The organism is Oribacterium sinus, assembly GCF_014202695.1.
Classification (GTDB): domain Bacteria; phylum Bacillota; class Clostridia; order Lachnospirales; family Lachnospiraceae; genus Oribacterium; species Oribacterium sinus.
In genome coordinates this window covers 14,510-39,815 of sequence record NZ_JACHHH010000016.1, presented here as the reverse complement: position 1 = coordinate 39,815, position 25,306 = coordinate 14,510, and the positions used below count along the sequence as shown (strand labels likewise).

General features: G+C 43.5%; 20 protein-coding genes and 1 other RNA gene. 17 read left to right on the top strand and 4 right to left on the bottom strand.

The annotated features are described in order from the left end of the window. Positions 1 to 213 precede the first annotated feature (213 nt). The 4 genes from HNQ46_RS11770 (at position 214) to pcp (ending at position 3,999) form a co-directional block, all read left to right on the top strand. The gene (locus HNQ46_RS11770) at positions 214 to 1,083 is read left to right on the top strand and encodes a hypothetical protein (RefSeq protein WP_183684861.1); all 870 of its coding nucleotides are present in this window, start codon (positions 214 to 216) and stop codon (positions 1,081 to 1,083) included. Between the two features lie 9 nt (positions 1,084 to 1,092). After that, positions 1,093 to 1,977, top strand: coding sequence for a hypothetical protein (locus HNQ46_RS11765; RefSeq protein ID WP_183684860.1), 885 nt, complete (start codon positions 1,093 to 1,095; stop codon positions 1,975 to 1,977). A 127-nt stretch (positions 1,978 to 2,104) separates the two neighbouring features. After that, on the top strand, positions 2,105 to 3,304 hold the full coding sequence (locus HNQ46_RS11760) for an adenylosuccinate synthetase (RefSeq protein WP_183684859.1): 1,200 nt from the start codon (positions 2,105 to 2,107) through the stop codon (positions 3,302 to 3,304). A gap of 92 nt (positions 3,305 to 3,396) precedes the next feature. Further along, entirely contained in the window at positions 3,397 to 3,999 is a 603-nt protein-coding gene (gene pcp, locus HNQ46_RS11755; protein ID WP_183684858.1) for a pyroglutamyl-peptidase I, read from the top strand. A gap of 297 nt (positions 4,000 to 4,296) precedes the next feature. On the opposite strand, the gene HNQ46_RS11750 is transcribed toward pcp, so the two are convergent. Beyond that, positions 4,297 to 6,753, bottom strand: a complete 2,457-nt coding sequence (locus tag HNQ46_RS11750) for a Cna B-type domain-containing protein (RefSeq protein ID WP_183684857.1) — start codon at positions 6,751 to 6,753, stop codon at positions 4,297 to 4,299. 428 nt (positions 6,754 to 7,181) lie between these two features. Here HNQ46_RS11750 and HNQ46_RS11745 point away from each other — a divergent pair, with 428 nt between their 5' ends. The 3 genes from HNQ46_RS11745 to HNQ46_RS11735 all read left to right on the top strand — a co-directional run bounded on the left by HNQ46_RS11745 (position 7,182) and on the right by HNQ46_RS11735 (position 9,409). After that, complete coding sequence (locus HNQ46_RS11745; protein WP_207720044.1) at positions 7,182 to 8,471, top strand: M20 metallopeptidase family protein; 1,290 nt, start codon at positions 7,182 to 7,184, stop codon at positions 8,469 to 8,471. A gap of 170 nt (positions 8,472 to 8,641) precedes the next feature. Next, complete coding sequence (locus HNQ46_RS11740) at positions 8,642 to 8,896, top strand: DUF4160 domain-containing protein (RefSeq protein ID WP_183684856.1); 255 nt, start codon at positions 8,642 to 8,644, stop codon at positions 8,894 to 8,896. Between the two features lie 12 nt (positions 8,897 to 8,908). Next, positions 8,909 to 9,409 (top strand): DUF2442 domain-containing protein, encoded by a 501-nt coding sequence (locus HNQ46_RS11735; RefSeq protein WP_183684855.1) that lies wholly within the window; start codon positions 8,909 to 8,911, stop codon positions 9,407 to 9,409. A gap of 316 nt (positions 9,410 to 9,725) precedes the next feature. Here the strand turns inward: HNQ46_RS11735 and HNQ46_RS11730 are convergent, their stop codons facing one another. The 3 genes from HNQ46_RS11730 to HNQ46_RS11720 all read right to left on the bottom strand — a co-directional run bounded on the left by HNQ46_RS11730 (position 9,726) and on the right by HNQ46_RS11720 (position 13,699). Beyond that, positions 9,726 to 10,148, bottom strand: coding sequence for a hypothetical protein (locus HNQ46_RS11730; RefSeq protein ID WP_183684854.1), 423 nt, complete (start codon positions 10,146 to 10,148; stop codon positions 9,726 to 9,728). A gap of 120 nt (positions 10,149 to 10,268) precedes the next feature. Next, the gene (locus HNQ46_RS11725; protein ID WP_183684853.1) at positions 10,269 to 12,314 is read right to left on the bottom strand and encodes a leucine-rich repeat domain-containing protein; all 2,046 of its coding nucleotides are present in this window, start codon (positions 12,312 to 12,314) and stop codon (positions 10,269 to 10,271) included. A 287-nt stretch (positions 12,315 to 12,601) separates the two neighbouring features. After that, positions 12,602 to 13,699, bottom strand: coding sequence for a glycerol dehydrogenase (locus HNQ46_RS11720; protein ID WP_183684852.1), 1,098 nt, complete (start codon positions 13,697 to 13,699; stop codon positions 12,602 to 12,604). Between the two features lie 369 nt (positions 13,700 to 14,068). On the opposite strand from HNQ46_RS11720, the gene ssrA reads away from it, so the two are divergent. The 10 genes from ssrA (at position 14,069) to dapB (ending at position 25,296) form a co-directional block, all read left to right on the top strand. Beyond that, positions 14,069 to 14,408: a transfer-messenger RNA gene (ssrA, locus tag HNQ46_RS11715) on the top strand. A gap of 140 nt (positions 14,409 to 14,548) precedes the next feature. Continuing rightward, on the top strand, positions 14,549 to 16,228 hold the full coding sequence (rho, locus tag HNQ46_RS11710) for a transcription termination factor Rho (protein WP_183684851.1): 1,680 nt from the start codon (positions 14,549 to 14,551) through the stop codon (positions 16,226 to 16,228). Positions 16,229 to 16,307: 79 nt separating this feature from the next. After that, on the top strand, positions 16,308 to 16,673 hold the full coding sequence (locus HNQ46_RS11705; protein ID WP_183684850.1) for a DUF1344 domain-containing protein: 366 nt from the start codon (positions 16,308 to 16,310) through the stop codon (positions 16,671 to 16,673). Between the two features lie 71 nt (positions 16,674 to 16,744). Continuing rightward, positions 16,745 to 17,305: an RNA polymerase sigma factor gene (locus HNQ46_RS11700; protein ID WP_183684849.1), complete on the top strand. Its 561-nt coding sequence runs from the start codon at positions 16,745 to 16,747 to the stop codon at positions 17,303 to 17,305. Next, positions 17,302 to 18,201, top strand: a complete 900-nt coding sequence (locus tag HNQ46_RS11695; RefSeq protein ID WP_183684848.1) for an RsiV family protein — start codon at positions 17,302 to 17,304, stop codon at positions 18,199 to 18,201. Before HNQ46_RS11700 ends, HNQ46_RS11695 begins: the two co-directional genes overlap by 4 nt. Positions 18,202 to 18,313: 112 nt before the next feature. Further along, a complete protein-coding gene (locus HNQ46_RS11690) occupies positions 18,314 to 20,923 on the top strand; it encodes a transglycosylase domain-containing protein (protein ID WP_183684847.1) in 2,610 nt (869 codons plus the stop codon). Positions 20,924 to 20,943: 20 nt separating this feature from the next. Beyond that, a complete protein-coding gene (locus tag HNQ46_RS11685) occupies positions 20,944 to 21,573 on the top strand; it encodes an IMPACT family protein (RefSeq protein WP_183684846.1) in 630 nt (209 codons plus the stop codon). Between the two features lie 72 nt (positions 21,574 to 21,645). Next, positions 21,646 to 23,478, top strand: coding sequence for a translational GTPase TypA (typA, locus tag HNQ46_RS11680; RefSeq protein ID WP_183684845.1), 1,833 nt, complete (start codon positions 21,646 to 21,648; stop codon positions 23,476 to 23,478). A 21-nt stretch (positions 23,479 to 23,499) separates the two neighbouring features. Next, positions 23,500 to 24,387: a 4-hydroxy-tetrahydrodipicolinate synthase gene (gene dapA, locus HNQ46_RS11675; RefSeq protein WP_183684844.1), complete on the top strand. Its 888-nt coding sequence runs from the start codon at positions 23,500 to 23,502 to the stop codon at positions 24,385 to 24,387. 153 nt (positions 24,388 to 24,540) lie between these two features. Then, entirely contained in the window at positions 24,541 to 25,296 is a 756-nt protein-coding gene (dapB, locus tag HNQ46_RS11670; RefSeq protein WP_183684843.1) for a 4-hydroxy-tetrahydrodipicolinate reductase, read from the top strand. The last annotated feature ends 10 nt before the right edge of the window (positions 25,297 to 25,306 follow it).

Sequence of the window (25,306 nt, the reverse complement as noted above, 5' to 3'; positions counted from 1 at the left end):
ATACCATGAATGGTGTGAAAGAGAAAATATCAACTGTGCAGAAGTAAAATCTACCGAGAGGTCAATGAGTAGAATTTAGTTTTTCATTTTTGAAAGAGTCTATTTTTATCTCTTCAAATAGACCTCCCCCTCCATCTATGCTATACTTTCTCTGTAATTAAACTTTGCTATATTTTGAAAGTTCTTAACGAATTTGCTTATCAAAGGAGGTCTATGATTAGCTATCGTTGTAAGCAATGTGGCGCCCAGCTGGAGCTAGGCAGTGCCGGCGGATTTCAGTGTCCCTATTGCGGGGCGAGAGCCTTTCTGTCCGATGCGGAGTTCAAGGGGAATCATGAGTTTCGGAAGAAGCTTTTGGCCTATTATAAGGCCAAGGCAAGCGAGAAGGAAAATGACTATAGCGGCGATACTTTATGGGAAGAGCTGGGAACTGCCACCTACCCTATGGCAAATGGCAAGAATTTAACCCTCTCCTATATGGATCGTTATCCTTATCCGGAGATGGTCTGCTATTTGTGCCGGGAGTCGGTGGTCTATGTCTTTGACCGGGAGGATGGAGCAAATGCTTTTATGCAGGGCTTAAGTCGTCTTAGCTTTCCGGAGGCGGATGTAAAGTTATCAAGGTGTTTTCCTATGCTAAAGTCTAAGATTGCTTTAGATACCGGAAAGGTCTGTCTGATTTTTACCAGAAAGCCCTATTTTTATCCCGCGGAGGTTTTTGCCCCCTTTGCCTCGGAGCATTTGGCTTGGGTCATTTCCCGCATGGAAAATATCTGTTGCGCCCTGGAGTATTCGGAGCTTCAGCACGGGGATATTACGGCTTCCAGTCTTTTCGTGAATTCTCTTACTCATGAGGGGATGCTCTTTGGGGATTGGAGAAATATGGAAAGGAAACGAAGCAATCAGGATTTACTGGATTTGCGAAAGACCGCAAAATCCGTGGCGGAAAATATCCATAGTCCGGCTCTTTTGGAGGAATTTTTATTGGCAGAGCCGGAAGGGGATGCCTTTCAGGACTTCGGCGCATGGGATAAGGTGATCGAAGAGGGCTTTGGCGGTCATCGTTTTGTTAAGATGAAATAGGAGGAAAATATGGGTTACGGCAGTTATTCAGCATCAGATTGGCAGAAATTGAAAAGTAGTAGAAAGCTCTCCAATGGGCAGAGGGTTGAGGAAGTATTTACAAGAAGAGAATGTAATCCCAAGATGAATCCGAAATTTATCGGAACCAGAGAGTGTTTCGACTCGGAGGAGCATCCCAATACAACTCCTATTGTTGTTGGTTTGGATGTGACCGGCTCCATGGGCTATCTTGCGGTGGAGCTGGCAACGGGAGCCTTAAATGAGCTGATTACCAAACTGTATTCCACTGGTGCCGTGGCGGATCCTGCCCTGATGTGTGCGGCTTATGGGGATTTTCAGGATGCATCCCCCTTGCAGGTCACCCAGTTTGAGTCGGATATTCGTATTGCCGAGCAGCTTTTAGACATTTACTTTGAAAACCATGGAAATGGTCAGGTGGTACCCACCTGTCTTTGGGAATTCTTATCCCGCCATACCAATATTGATGCGGTGAAGAAGAGACAGCAAAAGGGCTTTCTTTTTACCATCGGAGATATGGCGGAGATTCGTAGTGATTCGGTGGGAGCAACGATTGCCCGGGTTATAGGAGATGAAATCGAAAGGACTGTCACCAAAGAGGATTTATTGAATGAAGTAAAGCAATCCTTCCATGTTTTCCATATCATGATTGGCGGACACAGCCAGGAAAATGAGAAGCTGCTTCCGGGGCATTGTATCGTACTGGCAAGACAGGACATTTCCTGCCTTCCGGAAATTATTATCAGTGCCATTCAGCTGCAAAAGGGAGCTGATTTAGAGGAAGTTCTTGGGCGTTGGGATGAAATCAATCGTCCTGTGATTAGCGCAGCATTAGCACAGTTATCTTTGCAAAGGGATGAAGATATTTTCCTATAAGCATAATCACTGTCATAGGCACAGGGACTGAATATTTAGCTATGAGAAAATAGCAGTTAATGGCAGAGAATGAACTCATACTTGTAAGAAATAGCAGTCATTAGCAAAAGGATAACAAGATTAATTTATGAGAACAATTGCAGTTATCGGCAAGAATTTTGGGGATGAAGGAAAGGGCTATACTTGTAGCCGTCTTGCCTCATCCCTTAAGAATGCGTTGATTATTAAACATAATGGCGGCGGACAGGCAGGGCACACGGTAGAAGATCCTAAAGGAAAATGGCGTTTTATCCATCATCAGATTGGCGCCGGAGCGGAGTACCATGTGCCTACTTTATTTGCCGATAGCTTTATGCCGGACTTATTTCAGCTTGGTAAGGAAGTGAAAGCGTTTACGGAGCTCTTCGGCTTCCGGCCCATCCTTTATTCTGAAAAAAATGTACGAGTAACGACTGTAGAGGATGTACTTTTAAATATGGGAGCGGAGGTGTCCAGAGGCAAGAATCGCCACGGTTCCTGCGGTATGGGCATAGAGGAATGTGTGCAGCGAAATGCCGCCGGATACGGAATTACCCTGGAAGAGCTTGCTAGATGGAGTAAGCAAGATTTAGTAGACCGTTTAAAGCAGATTCGAAAAGAATATACGGAAAGAAGAGCAAAAATCTTGAGAATATATCCCTCGAATCCCTACTATGAGATGCTAAATAATGAGACGGTACTGGAAAACTTTGTAGAGGAAGTAAAGGAGAATGTGAAGCTACTGAAATTAGTGGATGCGGATAGAAAATGGCTGGAGGAGTTTCATCATTTGATTTTTGAGACAGGACAGGGCTTACTTTTGGATCAGGACTATGAAACCTATGCTCCTCATTTGACTTCTTCCAAAACCGGAATCCATAATTCGACTACCTTTTTAGAAAAACGAGGCTTATCCCTAGAGGAAGCTATCTATGTGACTCGCCCTTATGTCACCCGTCACGGAAATGGCCCTTTACCCTGCGAAGTGGATCCTTCTGAACTTCCCGGCGTGGGAGAGGATCTGACCAATCAGCCTAATGAATGGCAGGGGACTTTACGCTATGCAAAGCACGAAAGCTTGGAAGCCTTTTTTGCACCGGTACGAAGAGATAGGGATTCCGTAAATTGCTTAGAGCCTATGGGCGAAACAAAACGTCCCAAGTATCCCAAACTCTCCATCCTTGTTACCCAACTATCGGAAACAGGAAATCAACTATACTTTGATGAGGGGAGTATTCCCTTTGAAACTCTTCAAAAAGCGGGAGAGGAGCAGGGGATTTCTTGTATTAAAGATATTGAACAGTTCTAAAAAAGTATTAGAATATGTCTGGCAAAGTTCTGGAAAAGCTCTTAAAAAGCTCTTGAAAAACTCATAAAAGAATTAGAATCGGAGGTTAATCCTTGAAAATATTACTGACAGCCTTTACTCCCTTTGATGGGGAGAGTATTAACCCGGCACTGGAGGCCATGAAGTTACTACCGGATAAAATAGGAAATCTTGAGGTTCTAAAGTTAGAAGTACCAACAGTTTTTGGAAAGTCTGCTCTACTTGTGCTAGAGACCATAGAAAAAGAAAAGCCGGATTTTGTCCTTTCCATAGGACAGGCAGGAGGAAGGGCGGAGATTACTCCGGAAAGAATTGCCATTAACATAGATGACGCCAGAATTCCGGACAACGAAGGCAATCAGCCGGTGGACAGGCCCATTTATCTCGATGGGGAAAATGCCTATTTTTCAACTCTGCCGGTAAAAGCCATGGTGGAAGCTATCAAAAAAGAAGGACTCCCCGCTGCACTATCCAATTCAGCGGGAACCTATGTTTGTAACCATTTGCTGTATTCAGTGCTGTATTATATTCAGATAAATGCTTTGCCCATCAAGGCAGGATTTATTCATGTTCCCTATATCCCTGAACAGACATTGGATAAAAAGGACAAACCATCCTTGCCCCTTCAAGATATTGTTAAGGGGCTTAAAGCCTCCATAGAGGCAATTTCAAAATAAGATATCGTAGACTTTTCAAATCAATCATTAGAATAAAAAGAGCTGTATAAATTAAATTATATAGTTGAAAGCGATTGATGTAGTATAGGCTGTAAGAGGGGCAATCTGAGCCCGCCGGTACTTGCTGAAAGTGAGCAAAGCGATGCTTGAAGCTTAGTACCGATGCGTTGGCGGGGTTAGCGGGAGCGTGCCCCGATTACAGCCTATACTACATCAGAGCGTATCTATATAAAGCTTGCAGCTCTTTTTATATAAAAAAGATGCCGTAGAAAATCTACGACATCTTTTTTTGAAATCTTATCTCTTCACTGTTCTCTTTAATCCATAGTAAGCAAGTCCTAATACGGATAGACCGAAGAAGCCTGCCCAGAGGAGAAGCTTAGAGCTGTCTCCGGTTGGGGTATCACGCTTATTGTCTGCTACCGGTCTGGATTCTCCTAAAACCTGAGGAACAAGCTCAGGATTCACTTCATTTTCCGACACTTCACTGGAGTCCGGAGTAGGTGTAGGTCTGGACTCACCGGCTACCGTTGGGGTAGGAGGTGTGGATGGTGTGGGATTAGAAGGTGTAGGAGTGGATGGTGTAGGGGTAGAAGGTCTGTTCGGTCTTGGCGATGGTGTTGGCGGTGTTTCAGGAGTGGGGCTTGGAGGAGTAATGGTCTTTGTATTGGTAACAATATATCCGTTAGCCGCATCTCCGCTGATTTCTGATGTATATCCGCTTAATGCCGTCTCTTCTACGGTGTAAACGATCTCGTGTCCGTCATTGGCATCAAACTTGGGAAGATTTACAAAGCTGTGCTTCCACTGATCGGCTTGGGTAAGAGTTACCTTCTCCTTGGTTGCGCCATCTGCCAAAAGCTTAATCTCTACCTGATTTGCACTTTCGCCGTTCCACTTCTTTTCTACGGTAAGAATGATTCCGGGAACGTTTACAAGCTTAAATCCGCTGGTCTGGTTTCCGCTCATTTTCACAGAATACCCCTCAGCGCCTTTTTCCTTGATGGTGTACTGGTAAAGTTCGTCATTTTCATCAATCTTTGGAAGGTTCTTAAAGCTGATGCTCCAATCATCGGCTTCGGTCATAGTCTCTTGGCCGATGTAAATGGGATTTGCCGGGTCTTCTTTATTTACGCGATAAAGTTCTACGATAATGCTGGTAGGACGGGTTTCCGGATTGTCGTATTTCCAGGTCTTATTGACCTTGATGGAAATAACCTTCTTTTCTCCGGTGTTTACGGTTCCGTTGGAGCCGATTCCGCCGCCACGGGTAGCAGAGGTATTTCCGGAAATGATGACCTTGGCCAAGCCTTCCGCCTCAGCGTCCTCGGTCACATCAGAGTGTAATCCTAAGATTTCGCCTGTAGCAGAGCTTAACTCACCCTCTAACTTGTTGATGGGAAGCTCTTCATTTTCATCATTTTTCCAGTTATAGGGAGTTCCACCCAACATAAAGGAGGAGATAGCGTACTTGGGAGAACCGCTACTTACATAACCGTAACGGTAACCCGCCTCGATATAAATATCCTGTGCCTTTTCAGAATGGTTTCCGAAGATAGCAACACCGTTCTTTACATTGATTCCTGTATTGGAAGTGGGGCAGGAAGCATATCCGCCACCTTCAGTCCCTGCGGTATTATCGGTAATCAATGCATTGGTCAGGTTTAAAACACCCTGCTTACCGCGAAGGATTTCCGCCTTACCGTTTACGTAGATACCGCCGCCGCCAAAATGCTTGTTTCCATAGCCTTCACCGGTCATGGCATTGTTAATAATCTTTCCTTCGGAAATGTTGGCAACGGAATTTCCGGTAGACAGTCCGCACTGGATAAAGATACCGCCACCGCTTGCTCCTGCTTTGTTTCCGCTGATGGTTCCGCCGGTCATATTTAAGGTATTCCCTTCGGTAACGTCAATGATAGAGCCCAGTGCAATACCGCCTCCATACTCATGACAGTAGTTATCAGCAATCAAAGCATCGCCGCTTAGGTTAATGGTAGAACTGCGGTATGCGCAGATACCGCCACCACTTACAAAGGGATTGCCGTTAAAGGTATTAGGGGAAATAGCCTTGTTTTCTCTAATTTCTCCGCCGGACATATTGAAAGTGGTATTATCTAATAAAAATACTCCGCCGCCAAAGAAAGCGCTATTGTTCCGGATAATTCCGCCGGTCATATTAATGACAACCTTTTGGGTATCGGAGATCGCGTAGATAGCACCTCCGTTAGCGTCGATTCCTTCAGTAACAGTTACAAAATTGTTTTCTAAAATGGCATCCTCTTCAATATTTAGATTGCCGGAAACCTTAATCAGAGATTCTCTGGTTTTTCCGTCATTTTCTCCGCCACCGTCTATGGTAATATTTCGAAGTGTAGCTTCTTTTCCGGCCGGAATGCTTAAAAGATATCCTGAAAATCCCGGGTTTCTCATAAGAATGGCATTGGTATTGTCCAGACTTACTTCTCCGGTAACAGGAACAGTGTCTACAACGTAAATAACCTCGATATAAGGATTTTCCGTTGCCAGTTCTTTTGCTCTTTCGAAGGATTTTACGGCAGTTTCCTGTGTAGTTCCATCGTTCTCGTCGTTACCGTTTTTACCATCCAGATAGAGATTCTCTTCCTGGGCATATACCCTCTGCAGGTTGGATGGCATAAATCCAAGAGACAGGGTAAGTGCAAGTAAAAATGTCACAACAGCTAAAACCCGTCCCTGGACCCTCTTCATAATGAATTGGGGAATTGTCCTCATTTGTAAATACCTCCTAAGATAAGCAAAATTTATTGTTTAAATAAATTAATGATATCATAATATCGTTATTTTACAATGCTATTTTATGGAGAAATGAGACTAAAGGACAGAAAATCGTAGAGAGAAAAGTTCTTAAATTTTGTGTATAATTGCTAAAAAATAAATAATTATATTGAATGATATGAGTTTTTGCCCGGATTTATGGGAAAAATCGTATTGTCATGGCTTTTCAAAGCGAATAGAATGGGAAAATGGCAAGACAAATAGTAGGATAGTATAGTCAGAAAGGTCAGTAGGAAAGTATAGCAATAAAGAATAGCAATAAAGAATAGTAAGATAGAATAGTGGGAGAGAACGGTAGGAGAGAAAGTAATAAAGAATAGTAGGAAAACGTATTCAAGCTAAGATTAAGGACGGAGGCAAAAACAATGGATAATCATAAGAAAGTAAATAACGAAGCGGATATCCAAGCAAATATCCACGCAGAAAGACATGCAGAAATTCAAGCAGAAATTCAAGCAGATAGTCAAAAAGATATTCAAGCAGCTAGGCCGGAAGATTTTCAAGAAGAGCTGGTGAAGCTTCGCCGGTATTTTCATGAGCATCCGGAGCTGTCCTGGCAGGAATTTCATACTCAGGAAAAAATCATAGAATATATGGATGAGCTGGGGATCCCCTATAAAAAGTCCTGCAAAACCGGTGTTATTGCCAGCATTCAGGGAAAGAAGTCTACAGGAAAGATCATCGGGATTCGGGCGGATATTGATGCCCTTCCGGTGACGGAGCTTTCGGATTGTCCGTGGAAATCCAAGACGGAGGGCTTGATGCATGCCTGCGGTCATGACACTCACATTACCATCCTGCTGGGAACGGCAAAGCTTTTAAAGCAAATGGAAGAGGAGCTTACGGTTACTGTAAAGCTTTTATTTCAACCGGCAGAGGAGTGCATTGAGGATAGTGGGGCCGGTTATATGAAGGAGGATACTGAGGCATTATCCTGTGATCGAATGATTGCCTTGCACATTTGGAGCAAGTTGCCTGCAGGTACAGCCTCTATTCGTTACGGTGCGGTGATGACAGCTACGGACACCTTTGACATTTTCGTAAATGGAAAGGGAGGGCATGGCGCTCTGCCCCATCAGACTGTTGATCCCATTGTTGCCGGTTCTGAGCTGGTAATGTCTTTGCAACGCATCGTATCCAGAGAAATCAGCCCCCTAGAGCCGGCAGTGATCAGTATCACCTCCTTTAGCTCCGGTAACGCCTACAACGTTATTCCCGGAGAGGCTCATTTAAAGGGAACGGCCAGAACCTTTAACCCGGAGATTCGTAAGCAGTATCCGGAGATTCTAAATCGTGTGTCTAAGGGTGTGGCAGAGGCTACAAGAACGGAAATAAGCGTTGACTACCACCTTGGGCCGCCTCCCATGATTAACGATACAGCCTGTGTGGATACGGGAAGAAGAGCGGCGACGAAGGTTTTTGGAGAAGAAAATGTGCTGGATTGGGAGCCTCAGATGGGGGGAGAGGACTTTGCCAAGTTTAAGGCGCCGAAATGCCTTCTTTTCCTTGGTGCCGGCTTCCCGGAGGAAGAGCTTCGTTATCCCCAGCATAGCCCCTATTTTGCTATAGATGAAAATGTTTTAAAGCTTGGAGTGGCGTATTTTGTGGAGTATGTGTGGGAGTTCGAGAAGGAGCTTAGTAAGGAAAAGCTATAATAGTTGTCAGAAAAGCTTTCTAGAGGAAATTAAGAGATAAAAAGGCAGGGAGAATTCCCTGTCTTCTTTTGTGAAATTAATTTACAAAAAATCACGGAAACGTGATACAATAAGCAGTATAAAATACACTTTGTTCAGAGTGGATATTATGAATATAAAGGAGCTATAGCATGCCGGTATTATCCAGATTTTATGGAATTATCATTAGAATGTATTTTCAACAGGCAGAACATAATCCGCCTCATATTCACGCATTGTATGGTGAAGAAATGGCAGCTATTACAATCCAGACTGGCGAGATTTTGGAGGGGTATTTGCCCCCTAAGGCATTAACTATGGTTAAGGAATGGATTGAGCTACATAAAATAGATCTTTTGCAAATGTGGGATACGCAGGAGTTTAAATCTCTTGCTCCATTAGAGTAAGGAGTTGTTTAAATGATGCATAAAGTTAAAGCGATCAGTGCACTTCCAAATTTTTTCTTAAGTATTCAATTTGTAGAAGGGATTACGAAAATATATGACGTAAAACCCTTATTTTCAAAATGGGCAGCTTTTAAGGCGCTACAAGAAAACCCTAAGTTATTCTCTGCTGTGGAAGTTGACGTGGGAGGGTATGGAATCATTTGGAATGATGAATTAGACTTATCTTGTGATGAACTTTTTGAAAATGGAAAATCTGTGCAAACTCCATTTGATAATATTATAGCATTTACTGATGCTACCAGACTATGGGGACTAAATGAGAGTACCCTTCGTAAGGCTATTACTTATGGAAAGCTGGTTAATGGTGTTGATGCCTGTAAATATGGAAAACAATGGGTGGTGACTGTTGATGCTATGAAACGAGAGTATGGTATTCCTATGTTTGAAAGGAGATTGGTTTCTGAAGATTTAGCACCATATAAAGTTTTGCAAAATCAAAAAAAGAATAGTTGAGGAAAATTTATAGCAGTTGTAGTTCCGATTGGTGAAAGAATTCGAAAGAGAAGAGTTTCTTTTGATATTTGCTTAAAATGACAAATGGCGTAAATTGATGAAATATTGGCACTCTATGATATTGCTTCATAGGGTGTCATTTTGCTTTCTCGGTTTCAACCCTGACTTGCTGGGCTATGCAGAGCAAAACTCCTTCCTCAGAGCATTTACAATATGGACTGGGAAGAGCGTTACGAAATATAGACAAAGCCTGAGTAAGTAACGGCAGCCTCCTACTGCATCAGAGCGAATATTAGTGACGAACACAGTCCTTCCCTCAATACTCTTTGGAAAGATATCTCACCCCTACGCCATGCTTTCGTAAAGCTTCCTTCAATTCTTCCAGATACACCTTGCCCTGTTCGTTATTTGTAATGGTGAAGAATTTATGCAGTCCGGACTTTCTCAGAATTTGAATAGCATAATATCTTCCTCCATGAGGGCTATGGATAGGATCCACATGGACGGCACGCATTTCGGAAAAGGGAATGGCCCGTTTTCCGATACAGATTAATCCTGCATGAATATAAAGAGTATCTCCCACGATATGGTAGGGGGCAAAAAAACTGCCCCCTGTTCGTAAGATGATTAGACGTCGGAACAGCCAAATAAGGCCTATGAAAAGGAGAAGAAGTTGGACTAAAAATGGGGATTGATATGTACTTCTACTTCCTTCTATAAAATAGTAAAAAAATTTCATTTGCCTCCTCTTTCTGCCTTGAATTTTCTATGGATATCAAACAGAATTTTGCCTTTTTTTGAAATCGTATAGCCCTGAATGATACGTTTTCATTCCTAAACTTTCAGTACACAAATTTTCCTAATCAAAGGAATTAACCACCTCTACCGTATCCGGTAGGATCTCCATGTTGGCAATGGAATTTCCGGACAGCTTTACCTTCTTTAAATTTGGGAGATTTCTTAGCATACTGATATCGGAAATGTAATTGTCGGAGATATCCATCTCTTCAATAGTATTTAATCCTTCCAGACAATCCAGGCTTTGCAATTTATTGCCGGGAATTATTAGCTTTTTTACTGCCTTAAAATGAGATAGATAAGCTTTTGCATTTTGATCAAAATTCTTGCTGTCATCATCTACATTGTGAATCTCCGCCTTTTCCAGGGCTAGTATTTCCGTGCTGTTGTCGTCTTCCATTCGGCTTAAGGAAAGGCTGAGAACCGGACCATCCGCTACATTACTGTCATCCTCAGGATAAAAGTACATTTCCCTAACCCCGATATTGGAAAGGGCTTTCGTGTAATCCTTATAGCGGTCCATAGGAGTTCCCAGCATGGTCAGTCGTTCCAAAGCAGGAAGCTCCCGCAACACATTTCCCAAGTCCGTATCTACCAGTCCGGTGATTCCGGATCCCACAAAGCTTAAGTCGGTCAGAGAATTCATTCCCCGCAAAATGTCGGCACTGTAATCGGACATATAGTTTCGAATCGTCAGTTTCTTTAAAGAGGGCATGTGGGCAATCTTATCCAAGTCCCAAACCAGGAGATTCGCTTCTTCCAGGGCTGTTAAGCCGTGTAAATCCGGAACGTCAAAGGTATGATAGTCGATATACAGTTTTTGTAAGGAAGTCAGAGTAGGTAAAGCATTTACGTTTTCCAAATCGTTACAATCCAGATATAGGCTGTTTAAGGAAAGCTGATTAGCCAGCCCGTCTATGGAAAGAATGGGCAGGTTTTCAAGGCTTAAGGACTTGAGATTTGGCATGTTTTTTACAAAGCTTAAATCCTTTAGGCTTGTTATATCCTTAAGCTTTAGGTTTTCAACCTGAGGCATACCGGATAAAACGCTGACATTGTCCAGAGGCTCTTGATAAGGTCCTGTAATGGAAAGGTCGGTACAGCTACTGAGGGAAGAAAGGGGGGAGAGGTCGAAAACAACAGCGTCATCTCCGATAATATTAAGGGTGAGGCTTTTTATAGCGGGAAGGTTTCTTAGGAAAAGAAGACCGCCTTCATATGTTTCTTCTACACGAACGTCAAGGGATTCCAAGGAAGTGAATTCACTCATGATTTTTTCCACATTAATCTCAGAGTTTTCTTGAGAAAAATATAAGCTTAAAACATTGGAAAACCTAACTCCTGAAAGTCCTAAAATCTCCTCCGGATGGGGAAGAATCCTTTGTAAATCCGCTGCATATATATTTTGATCGGAATAATACTTTAAATTGCCTAGATTTTTCAAATCTTGGCTATAGCTCGTATTATCATAGCTGAAGCTTATATTTCCATCTAAATTTAGGCTCACTAGACCCGTAAAGGGCTGAAGGCTGGATTCGTCGATGGAGTCTGTAGAGGGGAGGAAAATGGTCTTTTTTTCTAAAGCTTCTCCTGCTTCATCTACGCTGTCAGCATACGAAAATACCCATTGTTCAGCGGCATTGTCACTTTTTCCCGATTTTTTCCGGATATCCAAATATTGAATGGAACCATAGTCCTCAGGAGTCAGTTCCGAGACGGGCTTAGCGAAGACCTGTTCCACGAAGCGGATTACAGTGCTGTCCTCCGGCGTAGTGCAGTAGCTTGGACTTGCTGCAATGGAGGTGGAGGAGCCGGAGCTTTGATAGAAAATTCGACTTAAGCTAAGAAATATAATGATGCTTGGTAAAAATAGTACCGCAAGAAGAATCCCTAATAGATATTTTGGGGATTCCTTTTTTGGGGGAGCTGTATAGGGAGTATTGTAGTTTACTTTGTCAATATGGATGTTTTGTGTGATATCCGGTTTGTGAGGCTCCAGGTAAATCTTGGTATTACAAAATTTACAGCTCACAAAGCCTTCCTTCATTCCCTCCGGAATATCCAATGTGCCGTTACAATTAGGGCATACGATTTTTGTAAGTTTCATAAAAGCTCCTGATTTTATTTTTTAATTTTCTCTATCAATTTACAATATTTAATGTGGAGATTCAAGGGGATAGAAAAGGATTTTTCTTATCCAAATGGAGCATTTTATGTATTTTCAAACTCAATTAATGATGCTATACAATCTATTTTAAATGGTGAAAAAAAGCATGTTGAATATGATATAGCTAGAAAAAAATAAGCACATGGATTATCGATAATGTCGGTGATAATCCATGTACTTATGGAGACTTGATGATAAAGAATTGAAAAAAATTATTTTTATATCTTTTAACAGCTTCCCTTTTTCTTCTTACCTAAGGCATCTGCCGCAATCATAGCATCATAAAGCTCTGTTTCCGTTACATCTCCTGCCAGGTTATGGATGGTTTCTCCGGGAACACAGGCATTTTTGGCGATGGTGTGGAGATCTGCATCGGAAAAATCACCAAGTTCCGCCAAGGTGATGGGAAGTCCTACGGCAACGCAGAAATCTTGAACCTCGTCAAATTCCTCTTTCTTTACTCCTTCAAGACAAAGCTGTACCAGAGTACCGAAGGCTACACAGTTTCCGTGGGGAGCGCTGTGACCGCCTAAAGAAGTAAGACCGTTGTAGAAGGAATGGGCTGCGGCAACATTGACATTGTCAGCGCCTACACCGGAGAGATAAACACAGGCTTCAATGATGTTTTCCAAAGCCTTGGTGACTACGTGATTTTCACAGGCAAGAAGAGCGGCCTCCCCATATTTCTTCAGATTCTCGTAGCAGTACTTGGCAAGCACCATCCCTGCTCCGGGAATTCCTGCATTTTCCAAACTGGGAGACTCGGTACGAAGAGAAGCTCTTCCTTCGAAATAGGTTCCCAACGCATCTCCCATACCGGCAATTAAGAAGCGAACCGGTGCATTGGCAATTACGGTGCTGTCTACCAGAACACAGTCCGGATTGGTGGGGTAGAAGAGGTACTCCTTGAAGGAGCCGTCATCGTGGTAAATCACGGAAAGACCGGTACAGGGGGCATCGGTGGCTACAACGGTAGGGATAATGACGATGTGCTTCTTCTCATAAAAGGCTGTTGCCTTCGCTGTATCCACGGCGGAACCGCCACCAACACCAACCACGGTATCAATTCCCTGTTCCTCTACGATTTTCCGCATTCTGGCAATTTCAGATTCACTGGAAATGCCTCCGAAGATTTCATAATGACGAACTTTATCCGTTCCTTCGAAGCTTTTTTCTAATTTGTCATGGCAGGCTTCATAGGCGCTGTGGGAGCAGACAAAGAGGTAATTTTTTCCCATATACTCTGTTTCCTTACAGAAGGAAAGCAAAGCGTCTCTACCCTGAACATATTTCAACGGATTTCTCATTTCTCTAAGTTTTTTCATTTTGAACCTCCTTGGCATCTTTCAAGCAATTTCTTTTCTAGACTCTTTGTACAACTTGGTCCATAGCTTTTTGAACAGCTTTTAGGGAAAAGTGTTCTGAAAAGGAATGGTTATTTATTTAACAATCTTATTGTAGCACGGAAGAGGAAAAACAGAAGGAGAAAATGTAGATTTGTCTAATATAGAAGAGTTATTGCTTTTTTCTATGAGGGGATAGAAAAATATCTGCTAAAATCGCTCATTAAACAGTATTCTTTTCTTTCAAAATGATGGAGAATCAAGAATAGAGTAAAGATTTTGTCAGTTGATAAAGAAATAAAGCTAATCCTTTACAAATAGCTATTTTCCTCGTACAATAAGACTGTTTTAGGGCTTGTACCGGTTTCGACGGGGATGATGCAGCTTTAGAAGCTATCCGAAAGAAGTCGCGTTAAACTTCAAACTTAAATTTAAACGCTAACGATAGTTACGCATTAGCAGCCTAAGCGCTGCTGGCCAGCCTTCCTGCACTCACACGGGAAGATCCTGACCTCATTTTTGTGAGAAACGACTGTTGCGGTTCCTCCCGCAACCGGGCGTATTTAGAGGATACCGGCTGGGACAAGACGTGCGCATCTTATCCTAGTGGGGAATCTTGAAGCGTACTATGATAGTAGAAGGAGAGGGAAATCGTTTTCGGACATGGGTTCGACTCCCATCAGGTCCATCCTAAACATAGGGAGGAAATCTTCTCGGATTTCCGTCCCTCTTTTCTTATCAGGGCTTCCCCTGAATCAAACTTCCTAGCTTATTCATTTTAATAAAGTAATTCTATATTATATTTCATTTTTTTCCATCAAAGGAGTATTTATGCCAAGAAAAAAATCCACGGAGATTCAAGAAGAACTGCTGCAGACTGTGACAGAGGAGAGCAAAGCCGGCACAAAACCGCGCAAAGTCTCTGCAAAAAAGAAAGATGCATCCTTATCAGTGGATAGGGAGGCGGAGGTGCAATCCGTTGAGAAAAAAACAAGAAGCAGGAAAAAGTCCCCTTTGGAGGATGAGTCTGTCACAGAAGAGACGGCGACAGTGAAGGAAGATCAGGCCGCAGTGAAGGCGGAAAAGGGGAGAGTAAAAAAAGAGAAGACTGTAGCGAATAAAGAGAAGACAGAAGCAAAGAAAACTGAAGCAACGAAAACTGTAGCTGTAAAAACTGAAGCAACGAAAGTAAAAGATGCTGTCTCCAATGAGTCTATTGAAGAAAGCGCCCCAAACCCTGAGGTTGGAGAAGAGTCTTTTGAAACTTCTTCCCGGGACAATGTGCCCAGAGAAGAAGTTCGTAGAGAAGGCCCCAGAGACACGGATGCCAAGGAAGCCCATGGAATCCTGGAGGTTATGTCAGACGGCTATGGCTTTATTCGTTCCGAAAACTTTATGCCGGGAGAGCAGGATGTCTATGTGAATTCTCTGATGATTCGTCGTTTTCATTTGAAAACAGGGGATATGATTTACGGTTATGCCAAGTCCAGGAATCCCCAGGAAAGATACAATGCTCTTTTGTATATTGAAACGGTGAATGATTTACCGGTTTCCGCCATTTTTAGAAGACCGGATTTTGATAAGCTGACCCCCATTTTCCCGGATGAAAGAATCCATATGGAAAGAGAAGGGAAGAGAGTGCCTACCTCTTTAAGAGTGCTGGATCTTTTGGCTCCTATCGGAAAGGGACAAAGAGGAATGATTGTTTCCCCTCCCAAGGCAGGAAAAACCACTCTTTTAAAGCAGATCGCCCAGTCTATTCTAAAAAATCAGCCGGATATGACCTTGATGATTCTTCTGATTGATGAACGTCCCGAGGAAGTAACGGACATGATGGAAGAGGTTGTGGGGGATAAGGTGCAGGTGATTTACTCCACCTTTGATGAGTTGCCGGAGCATCATAAAAGAGTGGCGGAGATGACCATTGAACGGGGGAAGCGTCTGGTAGAGCAGGGGCAGGATGTTTGTATTCTTTTGGACAGTATCACCAGACTGGCAAGAGCCTATAACCTGATTGTGCCCTCCTCCGGAAAGGTCTTGTCCGGCGGTATGGATTCTGCGGCTCTCCATATGCCCAAACGTTTCTTCGGTGCTGCCAGAAATATCCGAGAAGGTGGAAGCTTAACGATTTTAGCCACCGCATTGGTAGATACCGGCTCCCGCATGGATGATGTCATCTACGAAGAATTTAAAGGCACAGGAAATATGGAACTTGTTTTGAATCGTGAGCTTCAGGAAAGAAGAATTTTCCCGGCTATAGACATTTTAAAATCCGGAACCAGAAGGGATGATTTACTACTTAGTCCCTTGGAAAAGGATGCGGCGGATCTTATACACAGAGAGCTTGCTTCGGAAAAGAAAACCGTTGTGGAGGAGACCTTGAGTCTTTTTGATCGGACCGTAAATAATATCAGTCTTTGTGAAACCCTGGTTCGGGGGAAGACCTTGCAAAGCAGCGGCCGAATCGGCGGGGAAAAAGCAGTCATAAAAATAAATAAAAATAATTTGTAACCTTTTTGAGATTTCCTCTGTCTTTCCAAATGTCGGAAGAATTCGCTTCCGAAACATTGATAAAGATGGAGGAATTACTATGAAAAAGACCGGAATTGTTGTATTAGCTTTAATGATGAGTATTGGACTGATGGCTTGTGGAGGAAAAGAGACAAAGCAGTCTGAGGGCGTTAAGACAGAGTCTTCCGCAGCACAGGAAAGTGCGAAGGCAGGAGCAGAGAAAGCAAAGGATGCCAAGGAAATTAAAGGAAGCATTTTGGAAGTTAAGGACTTTATGTTCTCCATTAAAACCGATGATGGCAAGGAGTATGCTCTGAACTTTGATAAGGCTCCGGAAGGGCTTAGTGAGGTAAAAGAGGGAGATGAGGTTACCGTAGAGTACACCGGAGAATTATCCGAAGTGGATTCCTTTACCGGAACCATCCTATCTGTAAAGAAGGCCTAATAGAAAATTCACAAAGAAATCAATATTTTGCCTTATCCTTTCTAAGTCCCATAAAAAGCTAAAGGAGAACTATGGAAGAGCAAGAAATTATAGACTTATTATGGCAAAGAAAGGAAGAGGGCTTGACAGCCCTGCAGGAGAATTTTAAAGCTTACTGCGGAAAGATTGCTTCTCAGGTGCTGTCCCAAAGAGAGGATGTGGAGGAGTGTCTCAATGATACCTGGCTGAAGGCCTGGCAGGCCATTCCTCCGGAACGCCCTCAATTTCTCAGAGCTTATCTGGGAAAAATTGTAAAGAATACTTCTATTAATAAACTAAAAATGTTGAAGGCTAAAAAGCGTTTTTCCGATGGCTTTACGGAAAGCGTGGAAGAGCTTGGAGAAGATTTACATTTTTCATCGGACAATGTGGAAGAACATGTGAATCAACAGGCTTTGGTGGATGCCTTAAATCAGTTTTTGGAAAAGCAAAAGAAGGAAACGAGAGTTTTCTTTGTAAGAAGATATTTTTATCATGATGAGATACAGGAAATAGCAAAAGCCTTTCAAGTTACGGAAAGCAAGGTGAAAGTCAGCCTGCACCGTACCAGACAAGCTTTGGCAAAGTATTTAAAAGACGAGGGAATCGCATGAAAGACTGGGATTTTGTAGAAGCCTTTTCTAAAATCGATGAGCGCTTCATAGAGGAAGCGGAAGATGAGAGAACAAGGAAAAAAATAAAAAAATTTCCTATTCGATATTTTTCTTCTGCAATTGCGGCTTGCTTTTGTCTGCTTTTCTTACTGCCTAATCTATCGAAGGAAACTGCCTATGCTTTGCAAAGCATACCGGGAATCGGCTCTTATTTTCAGCTGATTACTTTCCGGAAATATTCCTTCGAGGATGGAAATCATAAGGCAGAGGTGGTAGTGCCGAAGCTGGAACAGGGAAGCGAAGAAAGCGAGATTAAAAATAGCGGAGAGGCAAACGATTCTAAGGGTAAGGAAGCCGGAAGTGTTGCTTCCAAGGAATCGGAAAAGGCTAATTCCGCTCAGGCTATTAATTTTGATATAGAGAAGAAAACCGACGAACTGATTGCCTCTTTTAAGCAGGAAATTCAAAGCAGTGAATATAAGAATCTGTCTGTTTCCTCTCAAGTGATTTTGGATTCCGAGGATTATTATGTCTTGGCTCTGAGCGCTTTGCAACAGGAGGGAGACAGCTTTACCCAGAACCATTATTATACTATGGATAAGCATAGCGGAAAACTTTTGCAGCTTTCCGATCTGTTTCCGGAAGGAACGGATTATCAGAAGCTTCTGTCCGAGGAAGTGGTTTCCCAGATGAAGGCTCATAATCAGAAGGGAGACTTTCCCTACTTTATCCAAGACGGAGAGGATGATGAAGGCTTTACTGAGGTAAAGAAGGATCAAAGCTTCTATATTAATGGAGAAGGAAAGCTGGTTTTGGTTTTCCCTCAGGGAGAAGTGGCTCCTATGGCTCAGGGAGAACAGCAATTTGTTATGCCGGACAGAATTTGGAAGGCTTAAGGGAAAATACTGTGTTTTCTTTCTATACTTTATGCTAAAATAGAGCAGTATATATTTTAGGATGGGAAATGTAAGGAGCATCCCGTCGGAGCTTGTGATTTTAGGGAAGAATATGAATTTTACACGGTACAATATAGAGAATCGCATAGATGAAATGAAGAGCAAAAGAGCTCGTATTTGGCATAGACTCACGGGGATTATTAAGAGTCTATGCCTCTTTCTCTTGCTGGCAAGTCTTTTCCTGGGAGCCTCCTTTTCCTATGGCTTGTTCCGGGGGATTCTGGATTCCGCGCCGGATATCCATAAAATTCATGTGGGTCCCACAGAATATGCTACCAAGATTTACGACAAAAAAGGAAATCTTATGTCCACCTTGGTTACGGAAGGATCCAATAGAGAAAGAGTAAGCTATGAAGAGCTTCCCAAGGATTTGATTAATGCCTTTGTAGCCATAGAAGATGAGCGCTTTTGGAGCCATAACGGTATAGATTTTCGCTCCATTATGCGTGCCATCAAGGGTGTGGTTTCCGATGACAGTTCTGCCGGCGGAGGCTCTACCATTACCCAGCAGCTTCTGAAAAACAATGTTTTCGGTGGCGGTTTGCATGAAGGAAAGTTTGAGCGTTATGTTCGAAAGTTTCAGGAGCAGTATCTGGCCCTGGAGCTGGAGGATCAGAGTAATTTAAGCAAGAAAGAAGTGAAGAAGAGTATTCTGACGGAGTATTTGAATACTATTAATCTGGGCGCCAATACCTTAGGAGTAAAGGTCGCTGCAAGAAGATATTTCAATAAAGAAGTTACGGAGCTCAACCTTTCGGAATGTACAGTTATTGCGGCGATTACCAAGAATCCTTCCGGCTTGAATCCCATAACCCATCCTGATAAGAATGCAATCCGTAGAGCACAGGTTTTAAAAAATATGTTAAAGCAGGGCTATATTGATGATGCCCGCTACCAGGAGGCTTTGCAGGATCCGGTTTATGAAAGAATCCAGAATGTGAATTCCGTGAGCCAAGGAGACGATAAGCCCTATTCCTATTATACCGATGAGCTGACGGAACAGGTGGTGGACAGCCTTATGGAGCGTCTCAATTACAGTAAGGAAGACGCTACCAAGCTGCTCTATTCCGGCGGCTTACGGATTTATGCCAACCAGGATCCGGATTTACAGGCTGTTGTGGATGAGGAAATTAATAATCCGGACAACTATGATACGGCGAAATATTCCATTACCTGGCGATTAACCATCCAGCATGAGGATGGCAGCATTGTTAACTACGGCGAAAAGGATTTAGAGAAATACTTAAAAGAAGGTAGAGGACTGGACTTTAACGGTTTGTTCAGTTCCAAGGATCAGGCCAACAAGCGGGTTGAGGAATTTAAGAATAAGGTTGTGGTGGATTCGGATAAGATTTTGGGAGAAAGCATTGACTATGTTTTACAGCCTCAGGCATCCTTTGTCTTAATGGATCCCTCCACCGGAGAGGTTTTGGCTTTAACGGGAGGCCGGGGAGAGAAGAAGCAGAGTAAGACACTGAATAGAGCTTCTAACGTACTTAGACAGCCCGGTTCTACCTTTAAGATTCTTTCCTCCTTTGCTCCTGCTATCGATCTATACGGTGCTACATTGGCATCTACCTACTACGATTCCGAGTATACCGTTGGAAAGAAAACCTTTAAAAACTGGTATTCCGGAGGCTATCTGGGCTTTCAGAGTATAAGAGACGGTATCGTTTATTCCTTGAATATCGTGGCGGTTCGTTGCCTTATGGATACGGTAAAGGTGGAAAATGGATTTCGCTATGCGGAATCCCTGGGCATTACCTCCCTTGTGCCTGAGGATGCCAATCCTGCCTTGGCGTTAGGTGGTCTGACCAGAGGCGTTTCCAATCTGGAAATGACGCAAGCCTTCTCTGTGATTGCCAATAAGGGACGGTTCCAGAAGGCTAAGTTCTTCTCCAAGATTGAAGACCAAAATGGAAATGTGATTATTGATACCACAGAGGATGAGCCGGAGCAGGTGATGAAGTCCAGCACAGCGTATCTTTTAACGGATGCCATGCGGGAGTCCATGGAAAGTAACCGGGCCTTTTCTTCCAGTGTCCGGGTAAGCTCCACTTCCACCAGAGCCCATTTTGACGGTATGAGTCAGGCGGGAAAGTCCGGAACCACCAGTGACAACAGAGATATCTGGTTTATCGGTTTTACACCCTATTATGTAGGCGGAATCTGGGCAGGCTGTGATGACAATCAGGTATTAAAGGATAGTAATTCCGGAGAATACAACGGCGGTACCGGCTTCCACAAGGATATCTGGCGGAAAATCATGACAAGAATTCATGAAGGAAAGACGGATCCGGGCTTCCAGAGACCGGAGGACATTGTGGAGGAGCAGGTTTGCAGAAAATCCGGTAAGCTTCCCATTTCAGGCTGTTTTGCGGATTATCGCGGTAGTGCAGTGATTACAGAGCTCTTTGCTAAAGGTACTGTTCCCACTGACAAATGTACCTATCATACCTCCTGGGGCGCTATGCTGGTGCCTGAGGATTTACGGGATTTGGATACGGATGATCGTTATTTCCGTTATAAGGTAAAGGAAAAATCCTCGGATGAGGATGAACCTTCCGGAGATGAGGTAATTATTTCCGAACAGGGTCCCTCCTCCAAGAAAAAGACGAAGGAAGAGAAGCCTAAGGAAGAAAAGCAAAAACGAGAAGATTAAGAAGAGAAAGGAAAAGAAGCATGAAATTTATTCAAGATCGTTTTACCTCCATGCTGGAAGTGAAAAAATCAAAATTTTATGCTTCTTTATTTCCGCTTCAAAGTCTTGAAGAGGTGAGTTTTTATTTACAGGAATGTAAAAAGACTTATCCCGAGGCAAGACACCATTGCTATGCTTATATTTTCCTGGAAGAGCAGGAGGGCTTTTTGCAGGAACAGAAAAAGCAAAGTGATGACGGAGAGCCGGCAAAAACCGCAGGAGCTCCAATACTGCAAAGGTTGGAACGTAAAGAGCTGAAAAATGTTCTTTGCGTGGTAAGCCGTATTTTCGGAGGAACCTTATTGGGAACAGGGGGCTTATCCAGAGCCTATGGAGATGCGGCAGAACAGGTGCTTTCGGAAGCGCAGCTTTTGGAGCGGAAAGAAGGAAAAGAAATCCGGCTAAGTATACCCTACACACTACTGGGAAGATTGGAATATGATTTTCAGGAAATGGGGATTCGGATTTTAGAAAAAAGCTACACGGATAGAGTAGAGCTCTTCCTGCAAATGGAAGAGGAGCAGTATCTGTCCTTGGAAAAGCACATTGGGGAGTATGGACAAGAGGTGGTTTTCCTTGCAATCAAAAATAGCCGGTGGTATACTTCCTAAGTTAATGAACTGTAGATAAAAATGAATCATTTAAAGAGGCTTTTAAGTTTCTTTAAGGGGAAAGAGAAGTAAATGTTAAAGAATAGAGAAGATGTACGTAATGTTGCCATTATTGCCCACGTTGACCACGGTAAGACGACTTTGGTGGATGAGCTTTTAAAGCAGTCCGGTGTTTTTCGTGACAATCAGGAGGTTGGTGTAAGAGTGATGGATTCCAACCCCATCGAGCGGGAACGAGGCATTACGATTCTGGCAAAAAACACCGCGGTAAGCTATGGAGATACCAAGATTAATATTGTAGATACTCCGGGACACGCAGATTTCGGCGGTGAAGTAGAGCGTATTTTGAAAATGGTGGATGGCGCTATTTTATTGGTGGATGCCTTTGAAGGTCCCATGCCCCAGACCAGATTCGTTTTACAAAGAGCCTTGGATCTTCGTCTTCCTGTTCTTGTGGTGGTGAATAAGATTGATAAGCCTCAGGCCCGCCCCAATGATGTGGTGGATGAGGTTTTGGAATTGATGTTGGATCTAAATGCTTCCGATGAACAGCTGGATTGTCCCTTCCTTTTTGCTTCTTCCAAGAACGGTTATGCAAAGCTGAAGCTGGAAGATCCGGACGTGGATATGAAGCCTCTCTTTGAGACTATTGTGGACTTTATTCCGGCACCTAAGGGAGATCCGGAAGCGGAAACCCAGTTCCTGGTTTCTACCATTGACTACAACGAATTCGTGGGAAGAATCGGAATCGGTAAGGTGGAGAACGGTAAGATTAAGGTGAATCAGGAAGCTTTGGTTGTGAACCACCATAATCCGGACAAGAGAAAAAAGGTACGTATCACCAAGCTCTATGCCTTTGACGGCTTAAAGAGAGTGGATGTGGAGGAGGCCTCCTTTGGAGATATCGTTGCGGTATCCGGTATTGAAGACCTGCATGTGGGAGACACCATTTGTACGGAGAAGAATCCGGAGCCACTGCCATTCCAGAAGATTTCCGAGCCGACCATTTCCATGGATTTCATGGTTAATGATTCTCCATTGGCAGGAACGGAAGGAAAGTTTGTTACCTCCAGACACATCCGTGACCGTCTTTTCAGAGAACTGAATACGGACGTTTCCTTAAGAGTAGAGGAGACGGAATCCGCAGATTGCTTTAAGGTTTCCGGTCGTGGAGAGCTGCACCTTTCCGTATTGGTGGAGACCATGCGTAGAGAGGGCTTTGAGTTTGCGGTATCCAAGGCAGAGGTTATTTATAAGGAAAATGAGCAGGGCGTAAAGCTGGAGCCTATGGAGATTGCTTATATCGATGTGCCGGAGGATGCTACCGGTTCCGTAATCCAGAAGCTTACTCAAAGAAAGGGTACCTTAAACGGCATGAGCCCTTTAGCTTCCGGATATACCCGTTTGGAGTTTGAGATTCCTTCCAGAGGATTAATCGGTTACAGAGGAGAGTTCCTTACCGATACCAAGGGAAACGGTATTTTGAATACGGAGTTTGAAGGATACGGAGAATATAGGGGAGACTTAAACTATCGTCATCAGGGATCCCTTATTGCCTTTGAGCAGGGAGAGGCGGTTACCTACGGCTTATTCCAGGCACAGAACCGTGGAACCCTCTTTATTGGTCCGGGAGAGAAGGTTTACAGCGGAATGGTCATCGGACAGAGTCCCAAGTCTGAGGATATCGAGTTAAATGTTTGTAAGACCAAGCATTTAAGCAATACCAGAACCTCCAGCTCTGATGAGGCATTGAAGCTGGTACCGAAGAAGATTATGTCCTTGGAGCAGTGTATTGACTTTATCGACACGGATGAGCTTTTGGAGGTTACTCCGGAAAATCTTCGTATTCGTAAGAAGATTCTGGATCCTACAGCTAGAAAAAGAGCCGGATTTAACAGGAAATAATAAGAAAGGTTGAGTGAGACTATGGCATTATTTAAAGGAGCTGGCGTTGCTTTGATTACCCCCTTTCATGAGGATGGCAGCGTAAATTATGAGAAGCTGACGGAGATTTTGGAGGAGCAAATTGCAGAAGGCACGGATGCCATTGTGGCAGTTGGTACAACAGGAGAGGCCGCAACCCTTACGGAGGATGAGCATATTGAAGTGGTTGCTCATACTGTGAAGGTGGTAAATCACCGTATTCCCGTTATTGCAGGAACAGGTTCCAACTGTACAGCAACCGCCATTGACCTTTCTCAAAGAGCAGAGAAGGCCGGGGCTGACGGACTGCTTTTGGTGACTCCCTACTATAACAAGGCTACCCAGAAGGGACTGTATGCCCATTACAAAGCCATTGCGGATGCGGTTTCCATTCCCTGTATTCTATACAATGTACCGGGAAGAACCGGTATGAAGATTGAGCCGAAGACCATGGCGGATCTTTACTATAATGTAAAAAATATTGTGGGAGTAAAGGAAGCTACCGGAGATGTGGGGGCTACATCGGATCTAATGCGTCTGGTGGATGAAGATTTCTTACTCTATTCAGGAGAGGATGGAATCATTGTTCCCTTACTTTCCATCGGAGGTTCCGGCGTTATTTCCGTGTTGTCCAATGTGGCACCGAGACAGACAGCGGATATTTGCAAGAAGTGGTTTGCCGGAGATGTGAAGGGGGCTTGGGAAGAGCAAAAGAGAGCACTTCCTTTGATTCATAGCCTCTTTATGGAAGTGAACCCCATTCCGGTAAAGGCAGGAATGAATTTACAGGGGAAGGCTGTGGGAGGAATGCGTCTTCCGTTGACAGAGATGGAAGAAGCACATCAAGAGGTATTAAAGGAAGAAATGCGCCGCTACGGGATTTTATCCTAATAGAGAAGAGGGGGCTGTGAAGAAAAGAAAATAAATGCAGGATAAACTGTTTCTTATTTTCTTCTTTTCCGCCCCTCTTTTTTTCTGCGGAAAAATGAAATAGAATAAACAAGAAAAAGTAGAGTGGTTTTCCGGAGCTGAAGGAGGAAAAAGATGAGGGTATTATTACATGGTGCGAAGGGCGTGATGGGACAAAATGTGCAGGAGGTAGCAAAGAAGACGGAGGGAATGGAGATTGTAGCCGGTCTGGATTCTCATACGGATCTGAGCCACCCCGGATTTCCGGTTTATGGAAGCGGAGCGGAAGTGAAAGAAGATTTTGACTGTATTATTGATTTCTCCGTAAAAGAGGCTGTGGATGCTCTTCTGGATTTTGCAGTGGAGAAAAAAAAGCCTCTTGTGCTTTGCACCACAGGTTTAAATGAAGCACAGGAAAAGAAGCTTCAGGAGGCTTCCAAACAGATTCCCATTCTTCGTTCCGGTAATATGTCTTTGGGCATTAATCTTTTACAGGAGCTCTTACGGATTGCCGCGAAAAAGCTTTATGAAAATGACTTTGATATCGAAATTATGGAAGCGCATCATCGTAGAAAAAAGGATGCCCCCAGCGGAACAGCATTGATGCTGGAAAAGGCTGTGGAAGAGGGTATCGGAGAAGCACTGGTAAAGGTTTATGACCGTTCCGGAAGAGATACAGCAAGAGAGAAGAGAGAAATCGGTATGTCTTCTCTTCGGGGAGGAACCATTCCCGGAATCCACGAAGTAATTTTTGCCGGTGAAGATGAGGTCATTAGCTTAAATCATACCGCCTATAGTCGGAAAATCTTTGCAAAGGGAGCTATTACCGCTGCCTTTTTCCTGGAAAAGCAGGAGCCGGGAAGCTATAGTATGGCGGATGTTTTGAAATAATAAGGGGGGG

Excerpts from the sequence above, each read along its gene's own strand:
- HNQ46_RS11685 (WP_183684846.1), top strand. The coding sequence starts at position 20,944 with ATGAAATTTATTCAAGATCGTTTTACCTCCATGCTGGAAGTGAAAAAA.
- HNQ46_RS11735 (WP_183684855.1), top strand. The coding sequence starts at position 8,909 with ATGATGCATAAAGTTAAAGCGATCAGTGCACTTCCAAATTTTTTCTTA.
- HNQ46_RS11725 (WP_183684853.1), bottom strand. The coding sequence starts at position 12,314 with ATGAAACTTACAAAAATCGTATGCCCTAATTGTAACGGCACATTGGAT.
- dapB (WP_183684843.1), top strand. The coding sequence starts at position 24,541 with ATGAGGGTATTATTACATGGTGCGAAGGGCGTGATGGGACAAAATGTG.
- HNQ46_RS11700 (WP_183684849.1), top strand. The coding sequence starts at position 16,745 with ATGGAAGAGCAAGAAATTATAGACTTATTATGGCAAAGAAAGGAAGAG.
- HNQ46_RS11750 (WP_183684857.1), bottom strand. The coding sequence starts at position 6,753 with ATGAGGACAATTCCCCAATTCATTATGAAGAGGGTCCAGGGACGGGTT.
- HNQ46_RS11770 (WP_183684861.1), top strand. The coding sequence starts at position 214 with ATGATTAGCTATCGTTGTAAGCAATGTGGCGCCCAGCTGGAGCTAGGC.
- HNQ46_RS11730 (WP_183684854.1), bottom strand. The coding sequence starts at position 10,148 with ATGAAATTTTTTTACTATTTTATAGAAGGAAGTAGAAGTACATATCAA.
- HNQ46_RS11745 (WP_207720044.1), top strand. The coding sequence starts at position 7,182 with ATGGATAATCATAAGAAAGTAAATAACGAAGCGGATATCCAAGCAAAT.
- rho (WP_183684851.1), top strand. The coding sequence starts at position 14,549 with ATGCCAAGAAAAAAATCCACGGAGATTCAAGAAGAACTGCTGCAGACT.
- HNQ46_RS11695 (WP_183684848.1), top strand. The coding sequence starts at position 17,302 with ATGAAAGACTGGGATTTTGTAGAAGCCTTTTCTAAAATCGATGAGCGC.
- HNQ46_RS11720 (WP_183684852.1), bottom strand. The coding sequence starts at position 13,699 with ATGAAAAAACTTAGAGAAATGAGAAATCCGTTGAAATATGTTCAGGGT.
- HNQ46_RS11765 (WP_183684860.1), top strand. The coding sequence starts at position 1,093 with ATGGGTTACGGCAGTTATTCAGCATCAGATTGGCAGAAATTGAAAAGT.
- typA (WP_183684845.1), top strand. The coding sequence starts at position 21,646 with ATGTTAAAGAATAGAGAAGATGTACGTAATGTTGCCATTATTGCCCAC.
- HNQ46_RS11705 (WP_183684850.1), top strand. The coding sequence starts at position 16,308 with ATGAAAAAGACCGGAATTGTTGTATTAGCTTTAATGATGAGTATTGGA.
- HNQ46_RS11690 (WP_183684847.1), top strand. The coding sequence starts at position 18,314 with ATGAATTTTACACGGTACAATATAGAGAATCGCATAGATGAAATGAAG.
- HNQ46_RS11760 (WP_183684859.1), top strand. The coding sequence starts at position 2,105 with ATGAGAACAATTGCAGTTATCGGCAAGAATTTTGGGGATGAAGGAAAG.
- HNQ46_RS11740 (WP_183684856.1), top strand. The coding sequence starts at position 8,642 with ATGCCGGTATTATCCAGATTTTATGGAATTATCATTAGAATGTATTTT.
- dapA (WP_183684844.1), top strand. The coding sequence starts at position 23,500 with ATGGCATTATTTAAAGGAGCTGGCGTTGCTTTGATTACCCCCTTTCAT.